Consider the following 22666-nt stretch of genomic DNA (forward strand, 5'->3'; position numbering starts at 1 on the left):
TTAGTGTTATTTATTCATGGCTCCGCGCTTAATAATGGCGGCCCTGCAGCTTCTGGGATATGAAACAATCCCACGGGGTTGTGAACGGTTGTGACGGGGTGGGGTAAGCCTGATGGTTCAGGAAGAGCCAGGGGTTGGCGGCGGAGTGGATACGGGACTCTACTGCCTCAGCGTCGTGATGCGGGTCTTGGGGCGCCCGAGCGATCTTGATCAGCTCAGGCACCAGTACGGACGGCCGAACGCGCCGATCGACGCGACGGACCTGCTGCGCGCCGGCAAGCGGCTCGATCTCAAGATCCGCAAGATAAAATCCGACTGGGCGCGGCTCGCATCGACGCCGCTGCCGGCCATCGCCTGCTGCAAGGATGGCCGCTTCATCGTGCTGGCCGCCGTGCGCAACGAGCCAGGCCAGGAAGCGGCGCTGGTGGTCAAGGCGCCGGATGGCCGTCCGCAATCCATATCCCGCCAGGATTTCGAGGCGCTGTGGGATGGCGGCCTTCTCCTGGTGGCGACCCGGGCCGATCTGGCCGGCAGCCAGCGGCGTTTCGACGTCACCTGGTTCATTCCCGCCATTGTCAAATACCGCCGGCTGTTCGGCGAGGTCCTGTTCGGCTCCTTTTTCATCCAGGTTCTGGCGTTGGTGTCGCCGCTGATGTTCCAGGTGGTGATCGACAAGGTCCTGGTGCACCGGTCGCTGTCGACGCTCGACGTGCTGGTCTTTGGCCTGGTCGCCATTGCCACCTTCGAGGCCATCTTCGGCGCGACGCGATCGTATCTGTTCTCCCATACCACCAATCGCATCGACCTCGAGCTTGGGTCCAAGCTGTTCGGCCATGTGATGGGCCTGCCGCTCGCCTATTTCCAGGCGCGGCGGGTCGGAGACAGCGTGGCGCGCGTCCGCGAGCTCGAGAATATCCGGAACTTCCTCACCGGATCGACCATCACCGTCGTCGTCGACCTGGTCTTCACCGGGGTCTTCATCTTCGTGATGTTTCTCTACAGCCCATTCCTGACCTGGATCACGATCGGCGCGATTCCATTTTATATCGCGCTGTCGCTGTTCGTGACGCCGGTCCTGAAGACACGGCTGGATGACAAGTTCGCGCGCGGAGCAGAGAACCAGGCCTTCCTAGTCGAGCGCATTTCCGGCATCGAGACCGTAAAGGCAATGGCGGTTGAGCCGCAGATGCAGCGTAAATGGGAAGAGCTGCTGGCGGCCTATGTGCGCTCGGCCTTCCGCGTCGGCAATCTGTCCAATATCGCCAGCCAGATTGCCCAGTGGATCAACAAGATCCTGCTGGCGCTGACCCTGTGGTTCGGCGCGCGACTGGTGATCGATGGGCATCTGACGGTGGGCGAACTGGTGGCCTTTAATATGCTGTCTGGCCGTGTCAGTGGCCCGATCCTGCGCATCGCCCAGCTATGGCAGGATTTCCAGCAGGCCCGGCTATCGATCGAGCGGCTCGGCGATATCCTGAACACGCGCACCGAGACCAGCGTGAGTGCCGGCCGTCAGTCGCTGCCGGTGCTGAAAGGCCGCATCGCCTTCGACCGAGTGACCTTCCGGTATCGCACGGACGGCGCCGAAGTCCTGCGCAATTTCTCGCTCACCATCGAGGCGGGGCAGGTGGTCGGTATTGTCGGACCATCGGGGTCGGGTAAGAGCACGGTGACCAAGCTCGCCCAACGGCTGTATGTGCCTGAAGCCGGCAAGGTTTCGGTCGATGATCTTGACCTGTCGCTCATTGACCCGTCGTCGCTGCGGCGCATGATCGGCGTCGTGCTGCAGGAAAATACGCTGTTCACCGGCACGATACGCGAGAATATAGCACTCGCCGATCCCGGCGCGCCACTGGATCGCGTCATTGCCGCCGCGCAGCTAGCCGGCGCGCATGACTTCATCATGTCGCTGCCGCAGGGCTATGACATGGTGGTGGGTGAACGCGGTGCGACACTATCGGGCGGACAGCGTCAGCGCATCGCCATTGCGCGTGCGCTGATCGGCAATCCCCGCATCCTGATTTTCGACGAGGCCACAAGCGCGCTCGACGTCGAATCGGAAGCGGCGATCCAGGACAACATGGAAAAGATCTGTCACGGACGCACGGTGCTGATCATCGCGCATCGCCTGTCTGCCGTCCGCAATGCCCATCGCATCATCACGATCGAGCAGGGGCAGATCGTCGAGGACGGCACGCCGGACCAGCTGATGCGCCAGAGCGGACGGTTTGCCAGCATGATGCGTCAGCAGGCGGGAGGACTCCATGTCGTTTGAGGCGATCCGCCATGCCTTTTCGATCGTGAAAGCCGCCCTGGCGGACGAGAAGAAGCGTGGTCCGCAGGTGTCGCGCGGGCGGGACGAAACCGAATTCATGCCGGCGGCCATCGAGGTGCTCGAGACGCCAGCCTCACCGACCGTGCGGCTGACATTCTGGGCCCTGGCAGCCTTTCTGATCCTGGGGCTGGTCTGGTCCTTCATCGGCGAGCTTGACGTCGTCGCCGTCGCCGAAGGCAAGACCGTGCCCACCGGGAAGATCAAGATCATCCAGCCGCTGGAGACCGGCGTGGTCAGGGCCATCCATGTGCAGGATGGCAAGCGGGTCAAGGCGGGCGACATCCTGATCGAGTTGGACGCGACCAGCACTGACGCGGATGTGCGGCGTGCGGCCGCTGAACTGGCATCGACTGAGATCGAGGCGGCGCGTCTGGAGGCGGCGATCCATCCGGAAGACCCGCTGACATACTACAAGATTCCGCCGGGTGTGCCGGCCAGCCTGGTGGTGATGAACCGCACCCTGCTGCTCAGCCAGGTGGAAGAGCATCTGTCACGGCTGGCGGCGTTGGAGGCCGAAGTCAGTAAGACGCAGGCCGAAGGCAAGGCGATCGAGGCCAGCATCGCCCGCGCCGTGCAATCTATGCCGCTGCTGAAAGAGCGGGTCGAGGCGCGTGCATCGCTGGCGGAAAAAGGCTACGGCTCACGCCTGACGGCCCTCGAGCTGCAGCAGCAGCTGGTCGAGCTGCAGCAGGATCTGCAGGGGTTGCATCATCGCCGCGAGCAGAATCAGTCGACATTGGTCAGTTTGCGCAAGCAACGTGCGCAGATGGGGTCTGAATACGCCAAGCAGATCCTGGGCCAGCATACCGATGCGCGGCGTCGCATTGCGGTGCTGGAGGAAGAACTGCTGAAGGCGTCGCAGCGGCGCGACCTGCAGTCGCTGACGGCGCCTATCGATGGTGTGGTGCAGCAGTTGGCCATAAACACGCTGGGCGGTGTCGTCACTCCGGCGCAGGGACTGATGGTGATCGTGCCCGAAACCGCGACGCTTGAAGCAGAGGTCATGCTGCTCAATCGCGATATCGGCTTTGTCGTGCCATCACAGGAGGCATCGATCAAGCTCGAAACCTTCCTGTTCACCAAATACGGCACCCTGCCGGGGCGTGTGATTTCGGTATCGCGCGATGCGGTGCAGGACGAAAAGCGTGGCCTGATCTATCCGGCGCGGATCGAGCTTGGGAAAAACACGATCGATATCGAAGGCCGGCAGATCGAGCTGGGCGCCGGTATGGCGCTGTCGGCTGAAATCAAGACGGATCGTCGCCGCATCATCGATTACGTACTGTCGCCGATCACGCGCTACAGGCATGAGACCTTGCGCGAGCGGTGAGACGGTCGTCAGCTGAATATGGGGGAGCTGGAGCGGGTGAGGGGAATCGAACCCCCGTCGTAAGCTTGGGAAGCTTACTACCGGACGTCTGCGGACGCCTACAGACGTATTAAAATCAATGACTTATCTCTAGGGCGTTTGGTACAATACGGGACCATCTGCACATGGTTTTTTCGTATTTTTTCAGTGCCAAAACCGACCGGAGAACATCATGGCTCGCCTCGTTCGTGGCAGTCGGATCGATACGCGTGAAGCGCGCCGTAAGCTCATCATTCGCACTGAGCCGCATTGGCTCAAGATCGCGAAAGGTTGCTATCTCGGCTATCGCCGAACCAACTCCGACAACGGCACTTGGATTGCGCGTTTTCGCGATCGGCTAGGCAAGCAGCTACATCGTGCACTCGGCGCGGCCGATGACAGTCTTGATGCCGATGGCAATGCGTCACTGAGCTTTGAGCAGGCTCAGACCAAAGCCCAGGCATGGATTAAAACGACGTCAGCGCGTGGCAGTGATATGCCATGGACAGGTAAACTGACTGTTGCTCATGTCATGGAGCGATATTTGGAATACATGAAGGTGCGTAGAAAATCGCATCGTCATGTCCAAGTGTACTCCAATGCTTACATCGTCTCGCAGCTTGGCAAGGCCGATTGTGTTGATTTGACGACCACTATGATCCGGTCCTGGCACGAAGGCATCGCCAAAGAGCCGCCGCGGCTCAGGGCGCGTCGAGGGGCGAAGATCCGCTATCGGGAAGAAGATCCAAGCGCAGGTGAGGCGCGCCGCAAACGCCAGCTTCGGGCCAACCGGCAGCTTACAATTCTAAAGGCAGCACTCAATCTGGCCTGGCGAGATGGCTTGATTGCGCATAACGACGCCTGGAGCCGCGTACAGCCCTTCCCAGGGGTCGAGCGCCAACGCTCTCGCTTCTTGAGTGTGGAAGAGGCCCAGCGGCTCCTTAATACCTGCGGGCCAGGGCTGCGCGAGCTTGTGCAGGCCGCTCTGCTGACGGGTGCTCGCTATGGCGAGCTCTGTGCTTTGGAGGTGCGCGATTATGTCCGCACCCCCGGAACCCTGCTTATTCGGGACAGCAAGAGTGGCAAGTCTAGGCACATCATTTTGAATGATGAGGCCGCAGCATTCTTTGATCAGCAATCCGTCGGCCGGACGCCCACTGATCAGCTCCTGCGGAAAATGGACGGCTCGTCTTGGCGCCGCGATCTGCATGCACGAGCATTCAAAGCGGCTCTGGCACGAGCGGGGATCGAAACTGAATTTACCTTCCATGAGCTTCGGCACACCTGGGCCAGCCTGACCATTATGGCCGGTGCCCCTCTTATGGTGGTTGCCCAGAATCTCGGCCACCGCGACACCCGCATGGTCGAGCAGCATTATGGGCATCTGGCAAATGACTATGTAAGGTCAGTCCTGCGGCAGACGGCGCCGAGATTTGGCGCCAATGAGACAACGCAGTCACAAGCGCCGCTGAGGTTAATATCTAAGGGGTAGGGCAGTGACGGACTGGTGGATGTTAGATGAAGCGTTAATGGAAGAATTGACGCCCGATGAATACAGTGAGTGGCGGGGAGAAGTGGACGCCATTGCCGAGCTAGGGCTTGCAGGTAAGCGAAAGATCCCACCCTCGCGCCGTATTGCATTGGTAAGGGCCGCGCTGCGCCGGGCGAAGGCTGCTAACAATGAGGCATTGGTGGAGCGGCTCTCGGCGGCCATGAAAATTGTGAGCACCAAAGAAGAGATACTGCGAAAGAAGTTATTTGCAGGAACTCTAAAAGCTACTGGTGTGCCAGAGGGAAAGAACTCTGAAGTAACAATACCAAAGAGCCTTTGGCAGAAGCTAAAAATCGATTTTCATAAAGCAAAAGCTAAAGAGGGTCGGCAGGTTCGTTACTCAGGGCTGCTGATATTCGATCCAGGAACAGAAGAAAAAGTTGGTGAAAAACCTGGACGTGGCCGACCGGGTGCCAAGAAGCTTTACATGGCTGAATTCTCGCGCCGTTGCGGTGCGCATGAATTAGAGAGCTCTGTAAAGGCAGAAGCCAATCATTTGGTGAAATGGTTTAAGCAGACGCATCCGTCGTTGGATCTGAAACTAGCGCCCATGACAGTCGAGAACCAAATTCGTGTCGAATTTCGTGACTATAAAAGGCGTCAGGAAGAGTCACGAAATTCGGGTATTTTCGGTAATTCGTGAGGGATTTCCAGGTAATTCAGCTTCGTGCACTCCTCGTTGTGTCAGAAACGAGGGAGTGTCATGTCGGTTTTACGAGCTCAAATTATAGCGACCCTGACGAATGGCCACTTAGGCTATTCGGTCAGCCACACAGCTGATGTCGTCGATTGTGGCCGGTCCTTGGTCTACGAGGCCCTGGCGGCAGGTAATCTAAAGGCAAAGAAGCTTCAAGGGCGGACGATTATTCCGGTTTGGGAATTGGTCGTCTGGCTTGAGGAGCTGCCCGATTACCAGCCGGCGGGTCCGCGTAAGACTACGGATCCGGTCATGAATGGCCGGGATCAGCACTCTACCGAAAATGGCGATCCAGAGGCGGTGGAAAATTCCAAGCCCGCCCGCTTTGGCCGCCGTATCAGTAAAAAGCCGTGATCTAGTAGTGCGGCTCGAGAATCTCCATGCGCCCTCAATCTGACACCCACTCATGTTATGGAGACTCAAAAATGTCTAATCCACTGAAAGAGTATCGTGATCCCGCTGATCAGGAGCGAAACCTCGATGTCATCGAACGGCAAAACCTGAAGCGGCTTGTTTCGCATGTGCCTGATGATTTCAGCCTAAATGTAGCTGCGTTGGACATTGCTTCTGGAGCAAAGGCGTACCGGAAATTTGACCGCCGCTCGAAATCACTTCTCTACGAAGCGATTTGTCAGTGTTACTTGATTATGCTTGCTGCGGAAAAGACGGCTGATGTTAAGTCGGCGATTCTTGCGGCGTGCGAAGAGAAAAAGATTGTATTCCGGGACACAACGTCGATCGCTCACAGAGCTGTTCGCCTGTACATGACGGACGATTCGACAAGAGTTTCTGAATACGCCAAGGCGATGCGGGGCGCCATCATTGCTGGGTTTTCTCCAGCTGTGATGCGGAAGAAGCTACTGTCTGGCGCCGAGACCATAGAGTCTTTAGGTCGTCGCATGAATCAAAAGAACTCAACGACCAAAGCCGTAAAGCTAGTGTTCTCAGATTCTGCCAGGAAGCGGTATCAAGGATTAACGCGCCGTCGCCGCATGTTGGCTGTCGTAACGGCAGATCCACAGAAGCACAGCCTGCAAGTTCGACTTCTGACTGTCAAAAAACAGCGTGCCGTTGTGGCGTTCTCAAAGAAGAAGAAGCCATCTAAGTAAGACATGTAAAAGAGCGCCGTTTTGCAACGGCGCTCTTTCTTCGCGGCTTCGCCGCTCAGAACTATCTCGTGATCTTATCGTTTCTGAAGTTCGTGAAGCTGAAGAACAATATTAAAGTCTTCATAATGCAGATTCCTCTGCTGTCCTGATGCCAGTTGCCTACGGGGCAGGCCCACTGAAGTGGTTGGCATCCTTCGCGCCGACGCGATGGCTTCTTACTTCATTAGTACAGTTTTATTTTTCTTCTTGCTGTTTGGGCCGCCTTTATCCGGCCAAAACATAGTTGAAGTGACCAACCGGTCCTCGAAATCTGCTTCGCGAAATCGCTTTGTTGAGTAGCGGGTAACTTGGTATCGGTCTTTCGGTTTCGGGGGGAAGCGAAGATGAATGTTGCCGCTTGCAACAACTTGTCTCCAGCATTCGCCCAGAATGACTTCGATTTCCTTCTTGGGAACTCTCAGTTCCTCAGGCAGCCGTATGCCAGCGTGGCAATGCCAATAGGTTCCGTCTTCGATATGCCCGATAAGAAATGTCCTTCTCTTGGGGTGGTTTCTGTAGAGATTGCCAATGCAGTAGCGATCAACATGCGCAAGAAAATGGCCAATGTTGCGCTTTACGCCTTCGATATTGGTGTCGCGATTTGTGTTCAGCGTGATCCACCACGGGAGCTTCATCTGCTTAACCCATAAAATGAACGCCCGTCGTGCCCGATATTTTGCGATACGACAACGTGCCTCGTATTCTTCATCAAACATATTATCCTCCTGTTTAGCCGCGAAATCGCAGCTGCTTTCCTTTACAGTTTTGGAAATGCAGGAGAGGGTGCGTTTTTGCGCCAAGAATTTGGCCATGGTATGCCGCTTCAGAATCGTGTGACGCCATTTGGCGATATCGTCGCCATCCCAGAGCGTGGCCTCTTCACTGGCAACCGCGGGATCATCCATGACCCTGCCAGCCGGACCTTGCTCAATCGACGTTGGACGACGCGGGCCTGGATTATTTGCCTCTGCGAATTCAAGGGCCGGCGCCGAATAGTCATGGGCGGGCGCAGCTGGACTGAGCTTTTCTTCTTGGATGAGGCTACGGCTTTGGCTGCCGGCCATAGGCCGTGTTTCTACTGCCAACGGCGGCGAGCGATCGAATTCAGGGACGCCTGGGGGGAGGGATATGGGTGGCGGAGGCCATATGCGGGCGATATGGACCGGGTCCTTCATGCCGAGCGCCTGGATGGCCGTGGTAAGCGGCTGCACCCGCCGCCAGAGGGTTTGCCTGATGGCTGCATGGTCGCTAAGGGGCCCATAGCTTATTTGGTGTTGGGTGCTCAGCTGTTGCGATGGACGGCAGCGGGCTACGCGGCCTGTTCTGAGGCTCTGGCGGGCGCCCAGCTCCTGACACCGCCTTCAACGCTCGCAGCGCTCCAGGCGGGCTTTAAACCGGTTTTGCACCCATCAGCGACTTCACTCTAAGTATCGGCCTTAACTTATTGATAAATAAGGATAGGTATATAGTCCGATATAAGACATTCTATTGATAAAAGTACAAATCAATACTATTTTATTCCATACTGTCACGTGAGGAGGCTGATATGGAGAGGCCGGCAATTGCTGTCCCCCAGCTCAATCGAAAGGGTCTATCTGGTCCCGCCCTGCGTACCTTCTTCAGGATCGCGGAGGCTTGGGATCTTTCTGCTGAGCAGCAAATGACGCTGCTCGGACAAACGACCCGCTCGACCTTTTTCAACTGGAAAAAGGATCCCGACGTAACCCTGTCGAAGGATACGCTGGAGCGAATCTCCTACATCCTCGGCATCTACAAAGCCCTGCAGATCCTGTTGCCGGACGAGAAAGCGGCTGATGCTTGGGTAAAGCGTCCCAATGCCGCCCCAACCTTTGGCGGCCGCTCTGCGCTCGATCGTATGCTGTCTGGCCAGGTGGCTGATCTATTCGTGGTGCGCCAGTATGTGGACGCTCAGCGGGGTGGCTGGTCGTAATGGCAGGCGTATGCCGCATCAGCTGGAAGCCAAGCTGGCGCATAATTCCAAGCCGCTTTCCCCCGATTCAGCTTTTTGAACGCGTCGCAGATCCTGCCGACTGGGACGCGGTTATCGAGCTGGAAAATATGACCAATCCCCGTCTTCGCGACGAGGTTGGCGACCTTCAGCTTGTGCCGCCTGAGGAACGGGTCGGTGGGCCGGGCTCAAGCATCATTATGGCCGCCTTTACGCATCTGAACCCAGATGGTAGCCGCTTCACTGATGGCTCATACGGCGTGTATTACGCGGCTAAAGAGCTTGAGACGGCCATCGCCGAGACGAAATATCATCGCGAAGAATTCATGCGGGCGACCAAGGAGTCTCGTATGGAGCTAGATATGCGCGTGTATCTCGTCGATGCTGACGCTGACTATCACGATATTCGAGGCCAGCAGGCAGATCTGCCGCTCGTCTATCACGCCTCCAATTATGCGAGTGGTCAGCAGCTTGCGGCAGAATTACGTGCCGCAGGATCAAATGGCATGGCCTTTAGCAGTGTTCGGCATGATGGCGGCGAGTGCATTGCCGCTTTTCGCACGACGGGCCTCTCCAATGTCCGCCAGGAGCGGCACCTTTGTTACATCTGGGACGGCCAAGCCATTTCCCTTGTCTACGAGAAGCGAGTCATGCCGGAGGCTTAATACTTCGGTCTGAATCTCAGCACAAAGCATAATAATGTATGCGTATTCACGGCCGCTGTGGTGTCGCTGCGGCATGAGCCAAACATGTGTCATCGCCTAAAAAGCCTGTGCTAGCATCGCTTCGGGGTAGGTAGGTCTCGGGGGAACTCGTGCTGCGCATCGCATTGGTGCTCGCCACTTTAGGCGTGTCCATTTGGACTGCCGAAGGGACTCTTGCGCGATCAAATCTGACGGATGATCAGGTGCGCGATCGCATGATTCAAGACTCGATCGGCAGTTATAGCGGTAGCTGCCCATGTCCATACAACTCGACGCGTAATGGCGCGAACTGTGGGAAACGGAGCGCCTACTCGAAGCCGGGTGGCGCCGCGCCGCTTTGCTACAAAACTGACATTAATGATGAAATGGTGCGCGCATGGCGCCGGAGAAACGGCCAATGAGCGGTCGTATCAGAGTGAAGCGAGCCAAATCTACTGAGCCGACGCTGAAGATGTCTGAGAACACTGAGCGGGACATCTGGGAGAGCGCAGGGATATTGATTGCTCGGCATGGCGACATGGCGGCGATTGAGGCATCAAAGATGGCTGATCACTATCTTGAGATTGGGGATATTGACATGCAGCGTACGTGGATGCGCGTTGTGCATGCGATCGCCAACGTAAACGACGTAGAGAAAAAGCATATGAACTAAGGTGAATATGCGTCAAATCGGGGGTGAGTCGTGAGAAGAATGCAGTATTTGCTGCAAACCGATCCAAATATCGGTGCGCCGACGCGCCTCAATCACGGTCAGCCGGCATATTCGTTTGACCTTGGCTTGGTTGGTGCCGTCGGCATGAAGGAGCTCATACAGACATGTGGGTCTGGCGCCCATATGTCAGCAATCATTCGGTCTCTGCTGCTCGGTGGAAATGGTGATCCTCTGAGATGGAAAAGTAACGGGCCGGGCGTCGGCTGGGAAATGCGTACGGCGTGGTCAGGCTTGTTTGGGCGTTTCTTCGCCAGAGCCTATATGGAAGCTAAGGGGTACACCGAATTTCACGCGCTGCAGCGCGGCTATGACCAGGTCACCAACAATTTGGCGGTCTTACGCCTGGGAGCTGGGGAAATTGCCGACTGGATCTGCGCAAAAAGCGAGGCCGATATGGATGGCGGCGAAGTCGTCATCGTCGAGGCTAAGGGGCGTCATAGGGAGGGAAATGGAAATCTGCTCACTCTGCCGCGACCGCTGCAGACGGCGCTAGGGCAGATTGCGAACACGGTTGTGTGGCGTAGAAATGCGGCAGGAAATATGGAGCCGCATAGCGTCAAAGGATACGCGATCCTTTCTAAATGGACCAACGAGACCAAAGGGATCAATACCAGAAGTTTGTTTCGTGTCGTTGACCCCGATACGCCGGGGTACCAAGCGACGGGCGACGAGAGAGAGCAGGCATCGTTGGATGTGCAAAGTGCGCATGTTGCGAGCTTGCTATCTGGCCTCGGATTGCCAGATCTCGGGGTTCGGGCTAACCCGTTGAAGCCGCTCAGTACAAATGAAGTCTCTCAAAATTTGTCTAAAGCGGAGACGATACTGACAGATAGGGCCTATTCGCAGCCTGGCGGGGAAGAGCGGGTCTGGGTGCCAGGGTCGGATGTTGGTTTAAAATCAACTCTAGCGACGAGATATCGCAAGTCAGTAGAGCGAGAGTATCGACGCTATATCGAGCTCAGTAGCACTTGGTCTCAGCACCATCTCGACGAGGCCATTCTAAGGTCGGTGATGCCGGTCGAAGTGGTGAGAGTGAATGCGACAGAGGGTGAGTATGTCGGCTCTGTATTTGGCATAAAAGGCCGCGTTGATCTGCCATTGAACGAAACCATTGCCGCGACGCGGCGGCTGCCAGATGAACTCAAAGAGCAGTTCATTTTTGTCGGCATCAGAACAAGCAGCGTTGAGCGGGCTCTGAGGCGAGAATTGCTCGGCAATAAGGGCCTGCAGAGGCTTTATGATGACCAAGACTTTAACGGCTTCTCATTCGGTGACGGCTCAATCATCGCCCCACTGAGTGATCTTGAGCCGTTGGAGAGCGTGGTGTTCGAGGCTGACTAGGCCAATTTTCTACTGGCCATAGAAATCGGTATCGATCTCTCAAGTAGAGTCTGTCTCCAATCTGAAAGAAATGACTCGAACTGTCTATTTGAGGTAACTGTGTCGGATAATATCTGGATTTATGCACCAGGCGACAAGATTAAGCGGACGCTGCTGCATGAGCAGTATGGCGGCAGCCGGCAGGGCGGCATTTCGCCGTCTACGACGTCCAATACGATCTTCATATTTAGTGATCCAGAGACGGGTGAGCCGCATGGCTACATAGATCGTTGGGACGGGGATGGCTGCTTCCATTACACGGGGATGGGGCAGCGTGGCGATCAAGTCATGAAGTTCGGCAATGCGTCGATACTCAACCATAAGAAGGAAGGCCGAGTTCTTCGCCTGTTCTTTGGTGCGCGCGGTACAGTCGAATATGTCGATGAGTTCGAGATTGACGAGAAGCGGCCATTCTACACGGCGGATGCGCCGGAAACTGGTGGAGGGCCAGTCCGTAAAGTCATCGTCTTTCGGCTGCGGCCGAAGACTGTTGCCTCGCCGGTGGTGTCTATCACGCCAGGCGCGCCGAATATTCTAAAGCTGGTCTCGATCGAGGAATCTCACACTGAGAAGGCCGTTGTCGAGCCATCGCGCAAGCCATATGAGGCGGAGCGCCGTGAGGCCAAGCTCGTCCAGAGGTTTTCGGATTACTATGCCGCACGAGGCCATTTGGCGCAGAGATACCAGATACTGCCCCCTGGCGAGGCAAAGCCGCTCTTCACTGATGTTTATTTTCCAAGCCTCCGCCTCCTTGTCGAAGCAAAGGGCACGGTTGAGCGTGGCGCCATTCGTATGGCCTTGGCTCAGCTGCTCGACTACTCACGCTTCATCGACAACGCCACCGGCGCGGTGCTGCTGCCTGAGCGGCCGCGGCAAGACTTGGTCGACTATGTGTTGTGCTATGGCATGCAGCTCATCTTCCCAGACGGGGCGGAGTTTGTGCATGAAGTGCGGCAAGAGGGCGAAGACATTCAGCAGCGCATTTGGGTCTAACTGCTCGTCTGCGCTGGCGGCTTAAAAAGCTGCTCTTAGTAGGAAAGATGGGCGATCTACTCGGCAGGATCAAAGACGGGCGATCTACTGGTGCGGAGCAAACAAGTAAAATCTACTCTGCCGAAATTACAGATGTCTGAGAATACAGAGCGGGACATCTGGGAGAGCGCCGGCATCATGATCGAGCGGCATGGCGATATGGCTGTGATTGAGGCGTCGAAGATGGCTGATCGGTACTTCGCGTCTGGTGATCTCGATATACAGCGTGTGTGGCTGCGTGTGATGCGCGCGGTAGATGCCACAACTGAAACAAAGGCATAGGAACTAGAGATCATGCATTCAGACATAGCGGGCGAGACGGCAAAATTCACCGGCTACATAGATCATGATTAGAATTTGGTCGTGCAAAGTAAGGACATGTAATGAACGATCTTATGACAAGTGGTTGGAGTGTGGCGTGGAAAGGCCTTTTTACTACCAACAAATATGTACTCTTTGGTTTTTCCGGTGTTGCCGTCGCTTGTTTATCTGGAATGGGGAATGCTGGTGAAGCGCCAGGCCTACTAGAATTCTACACGACAATTATCGGCATATGTGCTCGCGGCGCTTTATATGCTTCTGTCAGCTTATTCGTCGCTTATCTATTCATGCATATTACTGCTGCCGTGCTTCGTGAGCATGGGGACGAAAAGAAGAAGTATAATTTTGAAAGAAAAAATCCGAAGCGGGCGAAGCTTACGCCAATATTTCTGGTTCTTATCCAGTTTGTCTTCTGGCTGTATGCTGCAATGCAGCTTTGGGCGCCGCTATCAGAAATCTATGGGGTAATGAAGCACGAGCAAGCATTATCAAAGGCAGTAGTCTGCGAATCGGCGTATCGAAAACATATATCGATGGCCGGATATAGATTGGGAGAAGTATGTGAGGCCGTTCTCGGCGACAAGGGAAAGCCAGATCGAGAGCATTTTCTGTTTTTGGAAAAGCGATGAAGCCATTGCCTTATTTGGAATGCAGCAGATTGTTGATCTTGATGGCCTCTATAAATACTGAAACCAAATGCAGATAACATCAAATGAGATAGCAGGAGTGACTTTTGTCATTCTAATCGTATTTCTGCTCGGCCTTCTCTACTACTTAGGGCGGAAGGCCTTCAGAGATGGTCAAAGAGAGTCACTCTGGTGGCGCAAAGCAAAATTGACCTCTGCCAGTCTGGGTCTAATAGGTTTGTTCCTGGCCTTCATTTCTTATGAGAAAACCATTCGTGAATTTAATGACAGTGGAAAAGACTTCGCTATGCAGGAGTTTTTCGATCTGAAAATTTATATGACCTATAACCGTTCGATTGCATGCTCAGGAGATCTCTCTTCCCAAGAACTTAAAAATAACTGTTTTGATTTTAGAAACCTAGATAACCACTTTGTGCTGGGGGACATTCGCACCGGTGTAGAATTGCGTGTACCTGAGAATTGGCAAAAGAATCCTCAACTTGATCCAGTCATAGAAAGAATTAAACCTCAGATCGCCAGTATTAACGGGGCTATGAAATTAGCCAATGAAACCACTCCATTTCGGAATCTGGATAGAGTCAAAATTATGTTCGTTGGCTTGTTACTGATTGCGGTCCCCCTCGTTTTGGGAATATGCGAGGCGCTTTATCAGTTGTCTCGTGAAAGGACCGAGGCAAAGAGTCGCGGCGATGGTAAGGTCAAATAGTCAAGCGGTCCGAGGCGGACCAGTTAAGCTCCTAACGGAGCGAATTGCTGATTTATCTACTGAGTTGGTTTTGTACTGAGTGTTGATTGCGGATGTATGCATGATGATTGTTGTTTCCAGTTGTGCAATTGGCCTTCGTTGTTAGCTTGCTAGGGCGGGCACTGAGCCAGGAGATTGGCTCTTAACAACTGGAGGGGGTATGCAGCGCTATCGAAATTTAAGCGGCCAATCCAACGTCACATTTTATGAGATCGGGCCGGACTTCATAGAAGTCGAGTTCGGAGATGGTTCTGCGTACCTTTATAATAATCAAAGTGCGGGCCATGCAGATATTGCCGAAATGAAACGACTTGCAGCCGCTGGTATCGGATTGAATAGTTTCATCAGCCGGGTAGTGAAGAAAAGATACGCCCGCAAACTACGCTGATAGAGCAGAGAATGTGAGTGATGCTCTGGTTTTCATAACCGAGGATCAATCAGGGAAAATCTACTGATGGTGACTGACGAATTCTAGTTCTCCAAAATTCATGAAGTAGCGTTGCGTAAGTAGCGGAAAGATAGGGGGGGGAATGTTTAAGAATGAAGCAGAGCTTCGTGACTACCTCAGTGATAATCTTTCCTTCATTGAGGATGGTCTTGTAAAAATTGCCAACGAAGCATCTTTGAGGTCGCGAATTGGCGCCAGTGGCCGCTTAGATATTCTAGCTAGGGATAGATTCGACAATATCGTCGTGATCGAGGTAAAGCGCTCTGACGTCGCAGCCCGGCAGACACTGCATGAATTATCAAAATATATCGTATTACTCCAAAGTACGGGAAACGCCTCACCAGCAGAAATTCGCTGCATCGTAGTGTCCGAAGCATGGCATGAACTGCTTGAGGCATTCTCGTTTTTTGTGAGCGAAGTAAGTTACAAAGTTCAGGGCTTTGAGGTTGAGTATACTTCGGAAGGGCTGGTCGAACTGCATGAGAAGCGGCCTACCAAGGTGTCATTTGAGCGAAGCTTCTCACCCACTTCTAGGATTTTGTCATACTCAAGCGGCGCCAATCAGCTCGAGCATATTAATGTTATGCGTAGAAAAGGTGGGATGCTTCGTCAGTTTGAAGCAGCGGCGCTGTGCTTAAGAAAAAAAACGTCTGACAGGGACGAGTTTAAATCGATTATTTCTGTCTGGAGATTGAGCCTTGAGGGGCTCGAAGACCTCCAAAATGCAATTCAGATTGACCAGAACTATGTGGGCATGTGGCCGGGTTGGGAACCTGAGGAAGCCGCAGTGCAGTGGCTTACAGAAGGCCATAATGATTTAACGATAGCAGAGCATCACCTGCGCACCTGGGCGACGCCTGAGAAGTGCGAGAATATTTTTAAATCATACGAGGTTGTGGAGCTAGTAAGCGTTGGAAAGGAGGAAGTTGGCGTCGTAATGGATGCGGATTGGTTCCGAGAGATGCTCGGCGGGGTGAAGACATTAGCCGATGTAGCAGAAGTAAATCGCTATGAGGTGATTTTGTCTGCCGCAGTATCCCATCGCATGCGGTACGTAGCGGTTAAACAGGAGTTTATGGAATTTATCTCGTTTTGCCCGGAATGGGAGGAGGGCGCAGTGTCGTTCTTCGAATTCGCTGAGAGCCATAATGGCAGTGAGGTTTCCGTATCAGCGGGGCGTGCGCCAAACTTCTTTGGCCGTTTGATTCAAGCATCTAAGGATGGAGGGTTTCAACTTTCATATATGCGCCTGGAATGTCGTGCTCCGAATGGAAAAATAGCGCTGACTGGCATTGGCTATATGAGCTGGGATCAACTGACATGCCCAAGTGATCCCATTGGTGAGATAGAATATGCATATGGCTCTTCGAGAATTGCGCACTTCGTCTTGTATCAGCGAACCAAATATGAGCCAGAACCTGGGGTTCTAGTGCGCCATGGGTTTTACCCGTGCCTGTTATGGCTTGCCGGAGACGGTGAAGTCGGGCAAATATCAGCGCCACGTTCAGATTGGAATGGAACTAGTCCGAAGGTTAATGCGCTTGCAGAGTTTGCTGCGAAAAACCCCGCCTATGCTGAATCTGTACGCGCTGCCTTAGAGGAGTATGGTGAGATACGTACGAGCCCAGACGGCGAAGACGTAGTTTATACGCCGCTCTCGACAAATGATTTGGATTACATCAGCAGCAAGTTGAAGCGGGGATCATTGGAGAGAGGGCGGCTGAAGTGACGGCGCCTACTAAAAAATAACCTGGCGGTCGATGGCACTGTGTATGCGCATATTTATTGATGAATCTGGCGCGTTCCAGGCAACACCCTTTAAGAGCACAATCTCTCTAGTAGGCGCACTAATAATTCCCGACGGCACATTTGATAGAATATCGTCGAAATACGCTCATTTGCGAGCTCATTTTCCTAAACGGCGAATGGAAGTTAAGGGGAGTATGCTCGATGAATCTCAAGTCGCCAAAGTTCTAGATATTTTATTTAAGAACGGTGCGTTATTTGAAGCAGTGGCTATCAATCTTGGAGAACATACGGATACTGAGATTGAGTACCATCGAAAACTTCAGATAGGTAAACTTACAGAAGGCCTCACGGAGCGGCATCCGCCAGAGCTAGTCCGAGATTTAGTTGCTCGTCGCGCTCAATTGGAGCAGATGTCATCGCCGCTATATGTTCAGACCGTGATGATATTTGAATTGATCTACGAAACCCTTGTTCAATCAACAGGGTACTTCTCGCAAAGAAATCCAAAAGAACTGCAAAATTTTCATTGGTGCGTTGATGCCAAGGATTTCACAATCACGAAGTCTGAATCTTGGTGGCGAGGACTGGTCGTAGCGGCGCTTGCCGAAAAATCTAAGAAGAATCCGTTTCCTCTAATTGAAGGAGGGGACTACACGCACTTCTACCGTTTTGATGCGACACCCGACGCGTTTCAGGTGGAATTTCTGGGAGCCGATCCCAGCATGACTACAACTGACACTAAGATGATAATGAATGAGTCTTTTCGGTTTAGCGCTGATGCAGAACCTGGCCTCGAATTGGCAGATATTGCTGTAAACGCCACACGTCGAGCACTAGTTGGAAATTTACAACCTAGTGGTTGGGGGCAGTTGGCTCGCATGATGGTCGATAGGCCGGGCTACTACATTAAATTTTTGACTTTGTATCGTCCAAACCCTCATTCAATTCGCCTACCTATTCCTGAGGCGCTGAACGCGTTCCGCTATGTCGGGAGACAATTATTGGTGCCCCGCTTGAGGTAGCTAAAGATCAGCCACGGGCGTTCGGCAATCTGCCGAGGAGGGGGTAACCCGCGCAATCTATTGGCCAGCATGTAAAATGGAAAATCTACTGCGTCCCAGGGCCGGTAAATTCTACTGAGTCAGAGCCGCCGGACAGCATCGGCGTAAGGCGCGAGTTATTATCCGGATAGCGCCTCTTTTTTGCGAAATTCCAACGAATTTACAACTTCTGGGTTGCGCCGAATCGGAGGAGGCTCCTAGAATTTACTCATTCTACGGGTGAGCAAAGATGCGAAAGTTAAAGGCAAATCGGCAGTCGAACCCCCTTTCAAAGGGGAATGTCGTTGAGTTCAAATCACGGCAAGCTAAGGATGCCAATCCGAAAGCCGTAATCCGCTGCAGTGACAACATTGATTTTATGAGGTCGCTGCCTGGCGAAAGCATGCAGCTCATTGTGACTTCGCCGCCCTACAATATCGGCAAGGCGTATGAAAAAAGGACTTCGATAGACGCATATTTAGAGGCTCAGGCGACGACAATTGCCGAGGCAAAGCGCGTTTTGAAGCCGGGCGGCTCAATTTGCTGGCAAGTCGGAAATTACATACACGACGGTGAAGTCTTCCCGTTGGATATATTGCTTTACGACTTGTTCAAGAAGCAGCGCTTTCAGCTGCGGAACCGGATTATATGGACTTTTGGTCACGGCTTGCATTGCCAGCGCAGGCTGTCTGGCAGGTACGAGACAATCCTCTGGTTTACAAAGTCTGACGACTATACCTTCAATTTAGATCCCATTCGCATCCCGTCAAAGTATCCGAATAAGAAGCATTTTAAGGGGCCGAAGAAGGGGCAAAAGTCTAGCAATCCATTAGGAAAGAATCCGTCTGACGTCTGGGACATACCAAATGTCAAAGCGAACCATGTTGAGAAGACGGACCACCCTTGTCAGTTCCCCGTAAGCTTGGTTGAGCGCTTGGTACTTGCGCTGACAAACGAAGGGGATGCTGTGCTCGATCCATATTTGGGCGTTGGGTCATCTGCGGTCGCAGCTTTGAAGAATGGACGAGATGCTTACGGGTGCGACATTGTCCCCGAATACGTTGACATAGCAAAAGAGCGCATCAGCGCTTTACAAGAAGGATTATTGCGGACGCGCCCCATGAATAAGCCGATCTACCAGCCACCAATTGCGGGCTGATAGTGAAGCTATCTGCAACATACTCTCTGCATCACGGCGACGCTGAATGGCAGCGGCGCGATCTATTTGACTGGGTAACAGATCTCTTCGAGGTGCCAAGCATCGTCATTGAGCCTGGCTGCACTTCACGCGTAAGAACTCACTTACAGCATGAACTGACAAATGCTGGCTGGGCGTATGATGTCCGCATTAATCCCGAGCACGACATCACGGTCACCGGAACCTTCCGCGATGTAGCCTTCCAAATTCAAACCGGCAACATCAGTCGAGCCATCTATGATTTAATGAAGCTTGAATATCTCTATCAGACGCGGCGGATTGGTGCCGCCGCACTCGCAGTGCCGTCAAAGCAAGCCGCCGACTTAATAGCTAGTAATGTCGCCAATGCTGATCGGCTGTGGGGTGAAATTCGCCTATTCGATCGCATCATTACGACGCCATTATTGCTCGTGGCATTCGAGTGAGGTCATTTTATGCAATATAATATTCAAATTTTGCCGCCGCATGAGCGAGAGCAAATTATTAAACGGCAAAGCGAGACACCGCTTAGAAAATTTCAAACTTATGACGTCTTTGAAGGTACGCCGACAGAGCTTCCTGTAATAAGGATCCCATTGGCACTCCCGGTGTACAGGCTTTCAAACGGCCGAACACAGACTGAGCAGTTGGCAGAGATCACCCGGGAGGGCTTACCGGCAAATTACTTCTCATCTGGAGAAGAAAATGAGACGGTGCAACAAAAGCAGCACAAGATTCTATGGGATTTTGCGCAACAAGGGACAACCTCAATCACTCCTATAGCGGAGGTTTTAGAGGAAGAAGCGCAGCGCGAGCCAATTATGATTACGCCTCGCGGCATTGTTGTGAACGGCAATCGTCGTTTGGCGGCGATGCGCGAATTGTATGCAAAAAATTCAGCTGACTTCGCTCACTATGAGAGCGTTGAGTGTGCGGTATTGCCGCATTTGACGCCCGATCAGATAGTCGAAATTGAAGTTAGACTGCAGATGCGGCCTGAGACCAAGTTAGACTATGACTGGATCGACGAATGTTTAATGGTGCAACGCCTAGTCACTCATAATAAGGATGAAGGTCGAGTTGCAAAGTTAATGCGAATTCGTCCTAAAGACGTTAAGGCTGCGTTGGCGGCCTTGAATGAGGCGAATATTTACCTGGCTGATTGGCTGAAATCACCCAAAGACTACGGTCGAGTGCGAGATCATGAGCAGTTTTTCTATGATCTTCCAAAAAAACTTCAAGGTAAGAGCGGCGAATTTCTAGAAGCGAGCAGGCGTGTCGCTTGGTTCCTAATTCAGAATAGCGAAGCATTGGGACAGCGTGTTTACGCATTTAATGCCACATTTGGTGACCAGGCTCAGGCCACTCTCAAGCGAATTTCTACCCGGCTTGCCATCCCGCTGACACAGAAGCCGAGTAGTGCCGCGGCTGAGCTTCTGGAATTTGATATTGGTGATGAACTAGAGACTAGTTACGCGCCTTTGATTGCTGAACTGGATAATGTGGCAAGGCGGGATGAAATTCGAGACGAGGTTATCTCGGTATGTAAAGACATTCTGGCGTCAAACAAAACGGAAGATGTCGGACGTAGTGCATTGCTGCGCCTACGTGAAGCGAATAGTCGGCTAGCTGAAATAGACCTTACGACAGCAGCCCCTTCAACGTACGGCGCGATTGAAAAGCAGCTAAACGAGATACTTAATTCAGCGAACTCAATACTTACGAAACTTCAGCCATATCAGCGTGGCAAGAAGTTGTGATGGACGACCCCGCTCACATCGGAATTTCTTACGATCCTGCGGAAATAGCGGCTATTTTTTCGTTTAATGGGGAAGCGGCTGCGCTCAGTATATGGGAGCGTATACAGCAGTTTGCGCTTGGGATTGGCGAGCCGTACGTCTTTTCCCCTAGTACTATAAAGCTCTCTTGGTCGTCCGCTCTGTCATTACTGCGTGAATTTGGGCCCCTGCAGCGGTCATTGAATTTTCGCTTCAAGCCAGATGAAAGTGCAAAAGAGAAGGTCGCTGAATTCGCCCGCCAATACCGTGTTGCGCGAGAATCTGCGAAGCATCCGACGCCTGCCTTTTCACGCCATGATGCGGAAGAGAAACTTAAGGCTGCGGGATTCACGCGCCGCACGTTGAAGCCATTTCAAATGGACAATTTGCTCCATCTCACCTCGTTGGAGAATGGAGCAAATTTTTCTGTTCCCGGAGCGGGCAAAACCACGGTCACCATGGCTTTGCATATCCTCGTTGCCAAACCCGGACAGCATCTGCTGGTCGTCTGTCCGAAAGCCGCTTTCGGGGCCTGGTCGCAAGTTATTGAGGAATGCTTCAAGGACGATGCGCCTGCTTCCAGCTTGGAGCCTTTCGTCATTTTATCTGGTCGCAAAGATAAGATACGAGCTGCATTAGCCAGCGGTGGCCGGCGTTTCGTAATTAACTACGACCTGCTGATCGAAATACCTGACATTATATCTGCCTACTTGGCGACAAATTCCGTGCACTTGGTGCTGGATGAAGCGCATCGTATGAAGGCTGGGTATAAATCGCAAAGGGGTGCTTATCTGCTCAACGTCGCTTCGCTTGCTGCGCGTCGCGACATATTGACCGGTACGCCAATGCCCCAGTCGCCAGACGATTTGAAGGCGCAGTTGAGCTTCTTGTGGCCGGGTGCCGGCTTTGACGCTGCATTAGATCAAGGTAAGTCGCCGCGCGAAGTTCTGGGGAATCTCTACGTAAGAACAACAAAGCGGCAACTGTCTCTCCCAGATCCCATACGTCATTTTCATCACGTAGACATGGCGAAGGGGCAGCTGGCGTTATATGGGCTGGTCAGAAGCGAATTTCTCCGCGATTTTAGTGGCGCTTCGACTAGACGAGCGATGGATTTGGCTAAAGCAAAGCGATCGGTCATGCGATTGCTTCAGCTTTCATCCAATCCCATCCTTGCTCTGAGATCAATTGCCCCGAAGTTAGCCACTGCTGAATCAGGCATTGTAGATCAAGTGATTAGCGAAGGTCCGTCGTCAAAGATGTTGGCGGTTGGGCAGATGGCGAGAACTCTCGCGGCTGACGGTGAGAAGGCCGTCATATGGACGATATTCACCGACACTATTCAGCAAATGGAAATACAGCTGGCGGACTTAAATCCAGTATCTCTTTACGGGGAGGTGCCGTCGGGTGCCGAGAGTGATGACTCTACTCGAGAAGGCCGCATTCGCAAGTTCCATATTGACGATTCCTGCCAGGTATTAATCGCCAACCCAGCCGCGGCCGGCGAGGGAATAAGTCTTCATCACGCATGCCATAACGCACTTTATCTTGACCGAAGCTACGTGACGACGCACTACCTGCAATCTGTGGATAGAATTCACCGGCTTGGCCTCTCGCCCGACGTAACTACGAATATTCATATTTTCCAAAGCCGGGTTCCTGCAGGTCTGGGTTCAATTGATTATTCAGTAAGTCGGCGCCTGGCTTCCAAATTAAGAGCGCTCCAGCAGCTACTAAATGACGAAGATCTACACGAGATTGCTTTCGACGAAGAAAATGCTACCGATCCAATTGATTATCAAACGGACGAACAAGACGTTATCGATCTAATTGCAGAGCTTGAAGGTAAAATTCCTTACGACGAAAGCTCATCCGAGTAGTCAG

22 protein-coding genes are annotated in these 22666 nt (G+C 53.1%); 21 read left to right on the top strand and 1 reads right to left on the bottom strand.

Annotated elements, in window-relative coordinates:
- Nucleotides 1-145 precede the first annotated feature (145 nt).
- From AC1RRT_RS12160 to AC1RRT_RS12185, 6 genes are all read left to right on the top strand, one after another.
- Nucleotides 146-2275 carry a type I secretion system permease/ATPase gene (locus AC1RRT_RS12160; protein WP_493014065.1) on the top strand — a complete coding sequence of 710 codons (2130 nt, stop codon included), beginning with the start codon at nt 146-148 and terminating at the stop codon, nt 2273-2275.
- The gene (locus tag AC1RRT_RS12165; RefSeq protein WP_493014066.1) at nt 2265-3665 is read left to right on the top strand and encodes an HlyD family type I secretion periplasmic adaptor subunit; all 1401 of its coding nucleotides are present in this window, start codon (nt 2265-2267) and stop codon (nt 3663-3665) included. The genes AC1RRT_RS12160 and AC1RRT_RS12165 overlap by 11 nt, the downstream gene beginning before the upstream one ends.
- Nucleotides 3666-3876: 211 nt before the next feature.
- The gene (locus AC1RRT_RS12170; RefSeq protein ID WP_493014067.1) at nt 3877-5175 is read left to right on the top strand and encodes a tyrosine-type recombinase/integrase; all 1299 of its coding nucleotides are present in this window, start codon (nt 3877-3879) and stop codon (nt 5173-5175) included.
- A gap of 4 nt (nt 5176-5179) precedes the next feature.
- A complete protein-coding gene (locus tag AC1RRT_RS12175; RefSeq protein ID WP_493014068.1) occupies nt 5180-5878 on the top strand; it encodes a hypothetical protein in 699 nt (232 codons plus the stop codon).
- 60 nt (nt 5879-5938) lie between these two features.
- Entirely contained in the window at nt 5939-6286 is a 348-nt protein-coding gene (locus AC1RRT_RS12180; protein WP_493014069.1) for a hypothetical protein, read from the top strand.
- Nucleotides 6287-6357: 71 nt separating this feature from the next.
- Nucleotides 6358-7041, top strand: a complete 684-nt coding sequence (locus AC1RRT_RS12185) for a hypothetical protein (protein WP_493014070.1) — start codon at nt 6358-6360, stop codon at nt 7039-7041.
- 215 nt (nt 7042-7256) lie between these two features.
- Here the strand turns inward: AC1RRT_RS12185 and AC1RRT_RS12190 are convergent, their stop codons facing one another.
- Nucleotides 7257-8255, bottom strand: a complete 999-nt coding sequence (locus AC1RRT_RS12190; protein ID WP_493014071.1) for a hypothetical protein — start codon at nt 8253-8255, stop codon at nt 7257-7259.
- Between the two features lie 371 nt (nt 8256-8626).
- On the opposite strand from AC1RRT_RS12190, the gene AC1RRT_RS12195 reads away from it, so the two are divergent.
- From AC1RRT_RS12195 to AC1RRT_RS12265, 15 genes are all read left to right on the top strand, one after another.
- On the top strand, nt 8627-9031 hold the full coding sequence (locus tag AC1RRT_RS12195) for an MbcA/ParS/Xre antitoxin family protein (protein ID WP_493014072.1): 405 nt from the start codon (nt 8627-8629) through the stop codon (nt 9029-9031).
- Nucleotides 9031-9714 carry an RES family NAD+ phosphorylase gene (locus AC1RRT_RS12200; RefSeq protein ID WP_493014073.1) on the top strand — a complete coding sequence of 228 codons (684 nt, stop codon included), beginning with the start codon at nt 9031-9033 and terminating at the stop codon, nt 9712-9714. Before AC1RRT_RS12195 ends, AC1RRT_RS12200 begins: the two co-directional genes overlap by 1 nt.
- A gap of 436 nt (nt 9715-10150) precedes the next feature.
- Nucleotides 10151-10405 (top strand): hypothetical protein, encoded by a 255-nt coding sequence (locus AC1RRT_RS12205; protein ID WP_493014074.1) that lies wholly within the window; start codon nt 10151-10153, stop codon nt 10403-10405.
- Nucleotides 10406-10444: 39 nt separating this feature from the next.
- Nucleotides 10445-11806, top strand: a complete 1362-nt coding sequence (locus AC1RRT_RS12210; protein WP_493014075.1) for a hypothetical protein — start codon at nt 10445-10447, stop codon at nt 11804-11806.
- Between the two features lie 99 nt (nt 11807-11905).
- Nucleotides 11906-12838 carry an SRA domain-containing endonuclease gene (locus AC1RRT_RS12215; protein ID WP_493014076.1) on the top strand — a complete coding sequence of 311 codons (933 nt, stop codon included), beginning with the start codon at nt 11906-11908 and terminating at the stop codon, nt 12836-12838.
- Between the two features lie 132 nt (nt 12839-12970).
- On the top strand, nt 12971-13159 hold the full coding sequence (locus tag AC1RRT_RS12220) for a hypothetical protein (protein WP_493014077.1): 189 nt from the start codon (nt 12971-12973) through the stop codon (nt 13157-13159).
- A gap of 101 nt (nt 13160-13260) precedes the next feature.
- On the top strand, nt 13261-13827 hold the full coding sequence (locus AC1RRT_RS12225; protein WP_493014078.1) for a hypothetical protein: 567 nt from the start codon (nt 13261-13263) through the stop codon (nt 13825-13827).
- A gap of 97 nt (nt 13828-13924) precedes the next feature.
- Nucleotides 13925-14551, top strand: a complete 627-nt coding sequence (locus tag AC1RRT_RS12230) for a hypothetical protein (protein ID WP_493014079.1) — start codon at nt 13925-13927, stop codon at nt 14549-14551.
- Nucleotides 14552-14750: 199 nt separating this feature from the next.
- Nucleotides 14751-14978 carry a hypothetical protein gene (locus tag AC1RRT_RS12235; protein ID WP_493014080.1) on the top strand — a complete coding sequence of 76 codons (228 nt, stop codon included), beginning with the start codon at nt 14751-14753 and terminating at the stop codon, nt 14976-14978.
- Between the two features lie 142 nt (nt 14979-15120).
- On the top strand, nt 15121-16767 hold the full coding sequence (locus AC1RRT_RS12240) for an endonuclease NucS domain-containing protein (RefSeq protein ID WP_493014081.1): 1647 nt from the start codon (nt 15121-15123) through the stop codon (nt 16765-16767).
- A gap of 214 nt (nt 16768-16981) precedes the next feature.
- Entirely contained in the window at nt 16982-17809 is an 828-nt protein-coding gene (locus AC1RRT_RS12245; RefSeq protein ID WP_493014082.1) for a hypothetical protein, read from the top strand.
- Between the two features lie 268 nt (nt 17810-18077).
- Complete coding sequence (locus AC1RRT_RS12250; protein ID WP_493014083.1) at nt 18078-18986, top strand: DNA-methyltransferase; 909 nt, start codon at nt 18078-18080, stop codon at nt 18984-18986.
- Nucleotides 18987-18988: 2 nt separating this feature from the next.
- Nucleotides 18989-19450, top strand: coding sequence for a BglII/BstYI family type II restriction endonuclease (locus AC1RRT_RS12255; RefSeq protein WP_493014084.1), 462 nt, complete (start codon nt 18989-18991; stop codon nt 19448-19450).
- Nucleotides 19451-19459: 9 nt separating this feature from the next.
- The gene (locus AC1RRT_RS12260; RefSeq protein WP_493014085.1) at nt 19460-20764 is read left to right on the top strand and encodes a ParB N-terminal domain-containing protein; all 1305 of its coding nucleotides are present in this window, start codon (nt 19460-19462) and stop codon (nt 20762-20764) included.
- Entirely contained in the window at nt 20764-22662 is a 1899-nt protein-coding gene (locus AC1RRT_RS12265) for an SNF2-related protein (RefSeq protein ID WP_493014086.1), read from the top strand. The genes AC1RRT_RS12260 and AC1RRT_RS12265 overlap by 1 nt, the downstream gene beginning before the upstream one ends.
- The last annotated feature ends 4 nt before the right edge of the window (nt 22663-22666 follow it).

This window comes from Ferrovibrio sp. GW821-FHT12B10, assembly GCF_058807515.1.

Bases quoted from the DNA above. Each gene is read 5' to 3' on its own strand.
- AC1RRT_RS12250 (WP_493014083.1), top strand. From the start codon at position 18,078: ATGCGAAAGTTAAAGGCAAATCGGCAGTCGAACCCCCTTTCAAAGGGG.
- AC1RRT_RS12260 (WP_493014085.1), top strand. From the start codon at position 19,460: ATGCAATATAATATTCAAATTTTGCCGCCGCATGAGCGAGAGCAAATT.
- AC1RRT_RS12235 (WP_493014080.1), top strand. From the start codon at position 14,751: ATGCAGCGCTATCGAAATTTAAGCGGCCAATCCAACGTCACATTTTAT.
- AC1RRT_RS12200 (WP_493014073.1), top strand. From the start codon at position 9,031: ATGGCAGGCGTATGCCGCATCAGCTGGAAGCCAAGCTGGCGCATAATT.
- AC1RRT_RS12170 (WP_493014067.1), top strand. From the start codon at position 3,877: ATGGCTCGCCTCGTTCGTGGCAGTCGGATCGATACGCGTGAAGCGCGC.
- AC1RRT_RS12225 (WP_493014078.1), top strand. From the start codon at position 13,261: ATGAACGATCTTATGACAAGTGGTTGGAGTGTGGCGTGGAAAGGCCTT.
- AC1RRT_RS12185 (WP_493014070.1), top strand. From the start codon at position 6,358: ATGTCTAATCCACTGAAAGAGTATCGTGATCCCGCTGATCAGGAGCGA.
- AC1RRT_RS12165 (WP_493014066.1), top strand. From the start codon at position 2,265: ATGTCGTTTGAGGCGATCCGCCATGCCTTTTCGATCGTGAAAGCCGCC.
- AC1RRT_RS12205 (WP_493014074.1), top strand. From the start codon at position 10,151: ATGAGCGGTCGTATCAGAGTGAAGCGAGCCAAATCTACTGAGCCGACG.
- AC1RRT_RS12245 (WP_493014082.1), top strand. From the start codon at position 16,982: ATGCTCGATGAATCTCAAGTCGCCAAAGTTCTAGATATTTTATTTAAG.
- AC1RRT_RS12180 (WP_493014069.1), top strand. From the start codon at position 5,939: ATGTCGGTTTTACGAGCTCAAATTATAGCGACCCTGACGAATGGCCAC.
- AC1RRT_RS12210 (WP_493014075.1), top strand. From the start codon at position 10,445: ATGCAGTATTTGCTGCAAACCGATCCAAATATCGGTGCGCCGACGCGC.
- AC1RRT_RS12195 (WP_493014072.1), top strand. From the start codon at position 8,627: ATGGAGAGGCCGGCAATTGCTGTCCCCCAGCTCAATCGAAAGGGTCTA.
- AC1RRT_RS12240 (WP_493014081.1), top strand. From the start codon at position 15,121: ATGTTTAAGAATGAAGCAGAGCTTCGTGACTACCTCAGTGATAATCTT.
- AC1RRT_RS12265 (WP_493014086.1), top strand. From the start codon at position 20,764: ATGGACGACCCCGCTCACATCGGAATTTCTTACGATCCTGCGGAAATA.
- AC1RRT_RS12190 (WP_493014071.1), bottom strand. From the start codon at position 8,255: ATGAAGGACCCGGTCCATATCGCCCGCATATGGCCTCCGCCACCCATA.
- AC1RRT_RS12220 (WP_493014077.1), top strand. From the start codon at position 12,971: ATGTCTGAGAATACAGAGCGGGACATCTGGGAGAGCGCCGGCATCATG.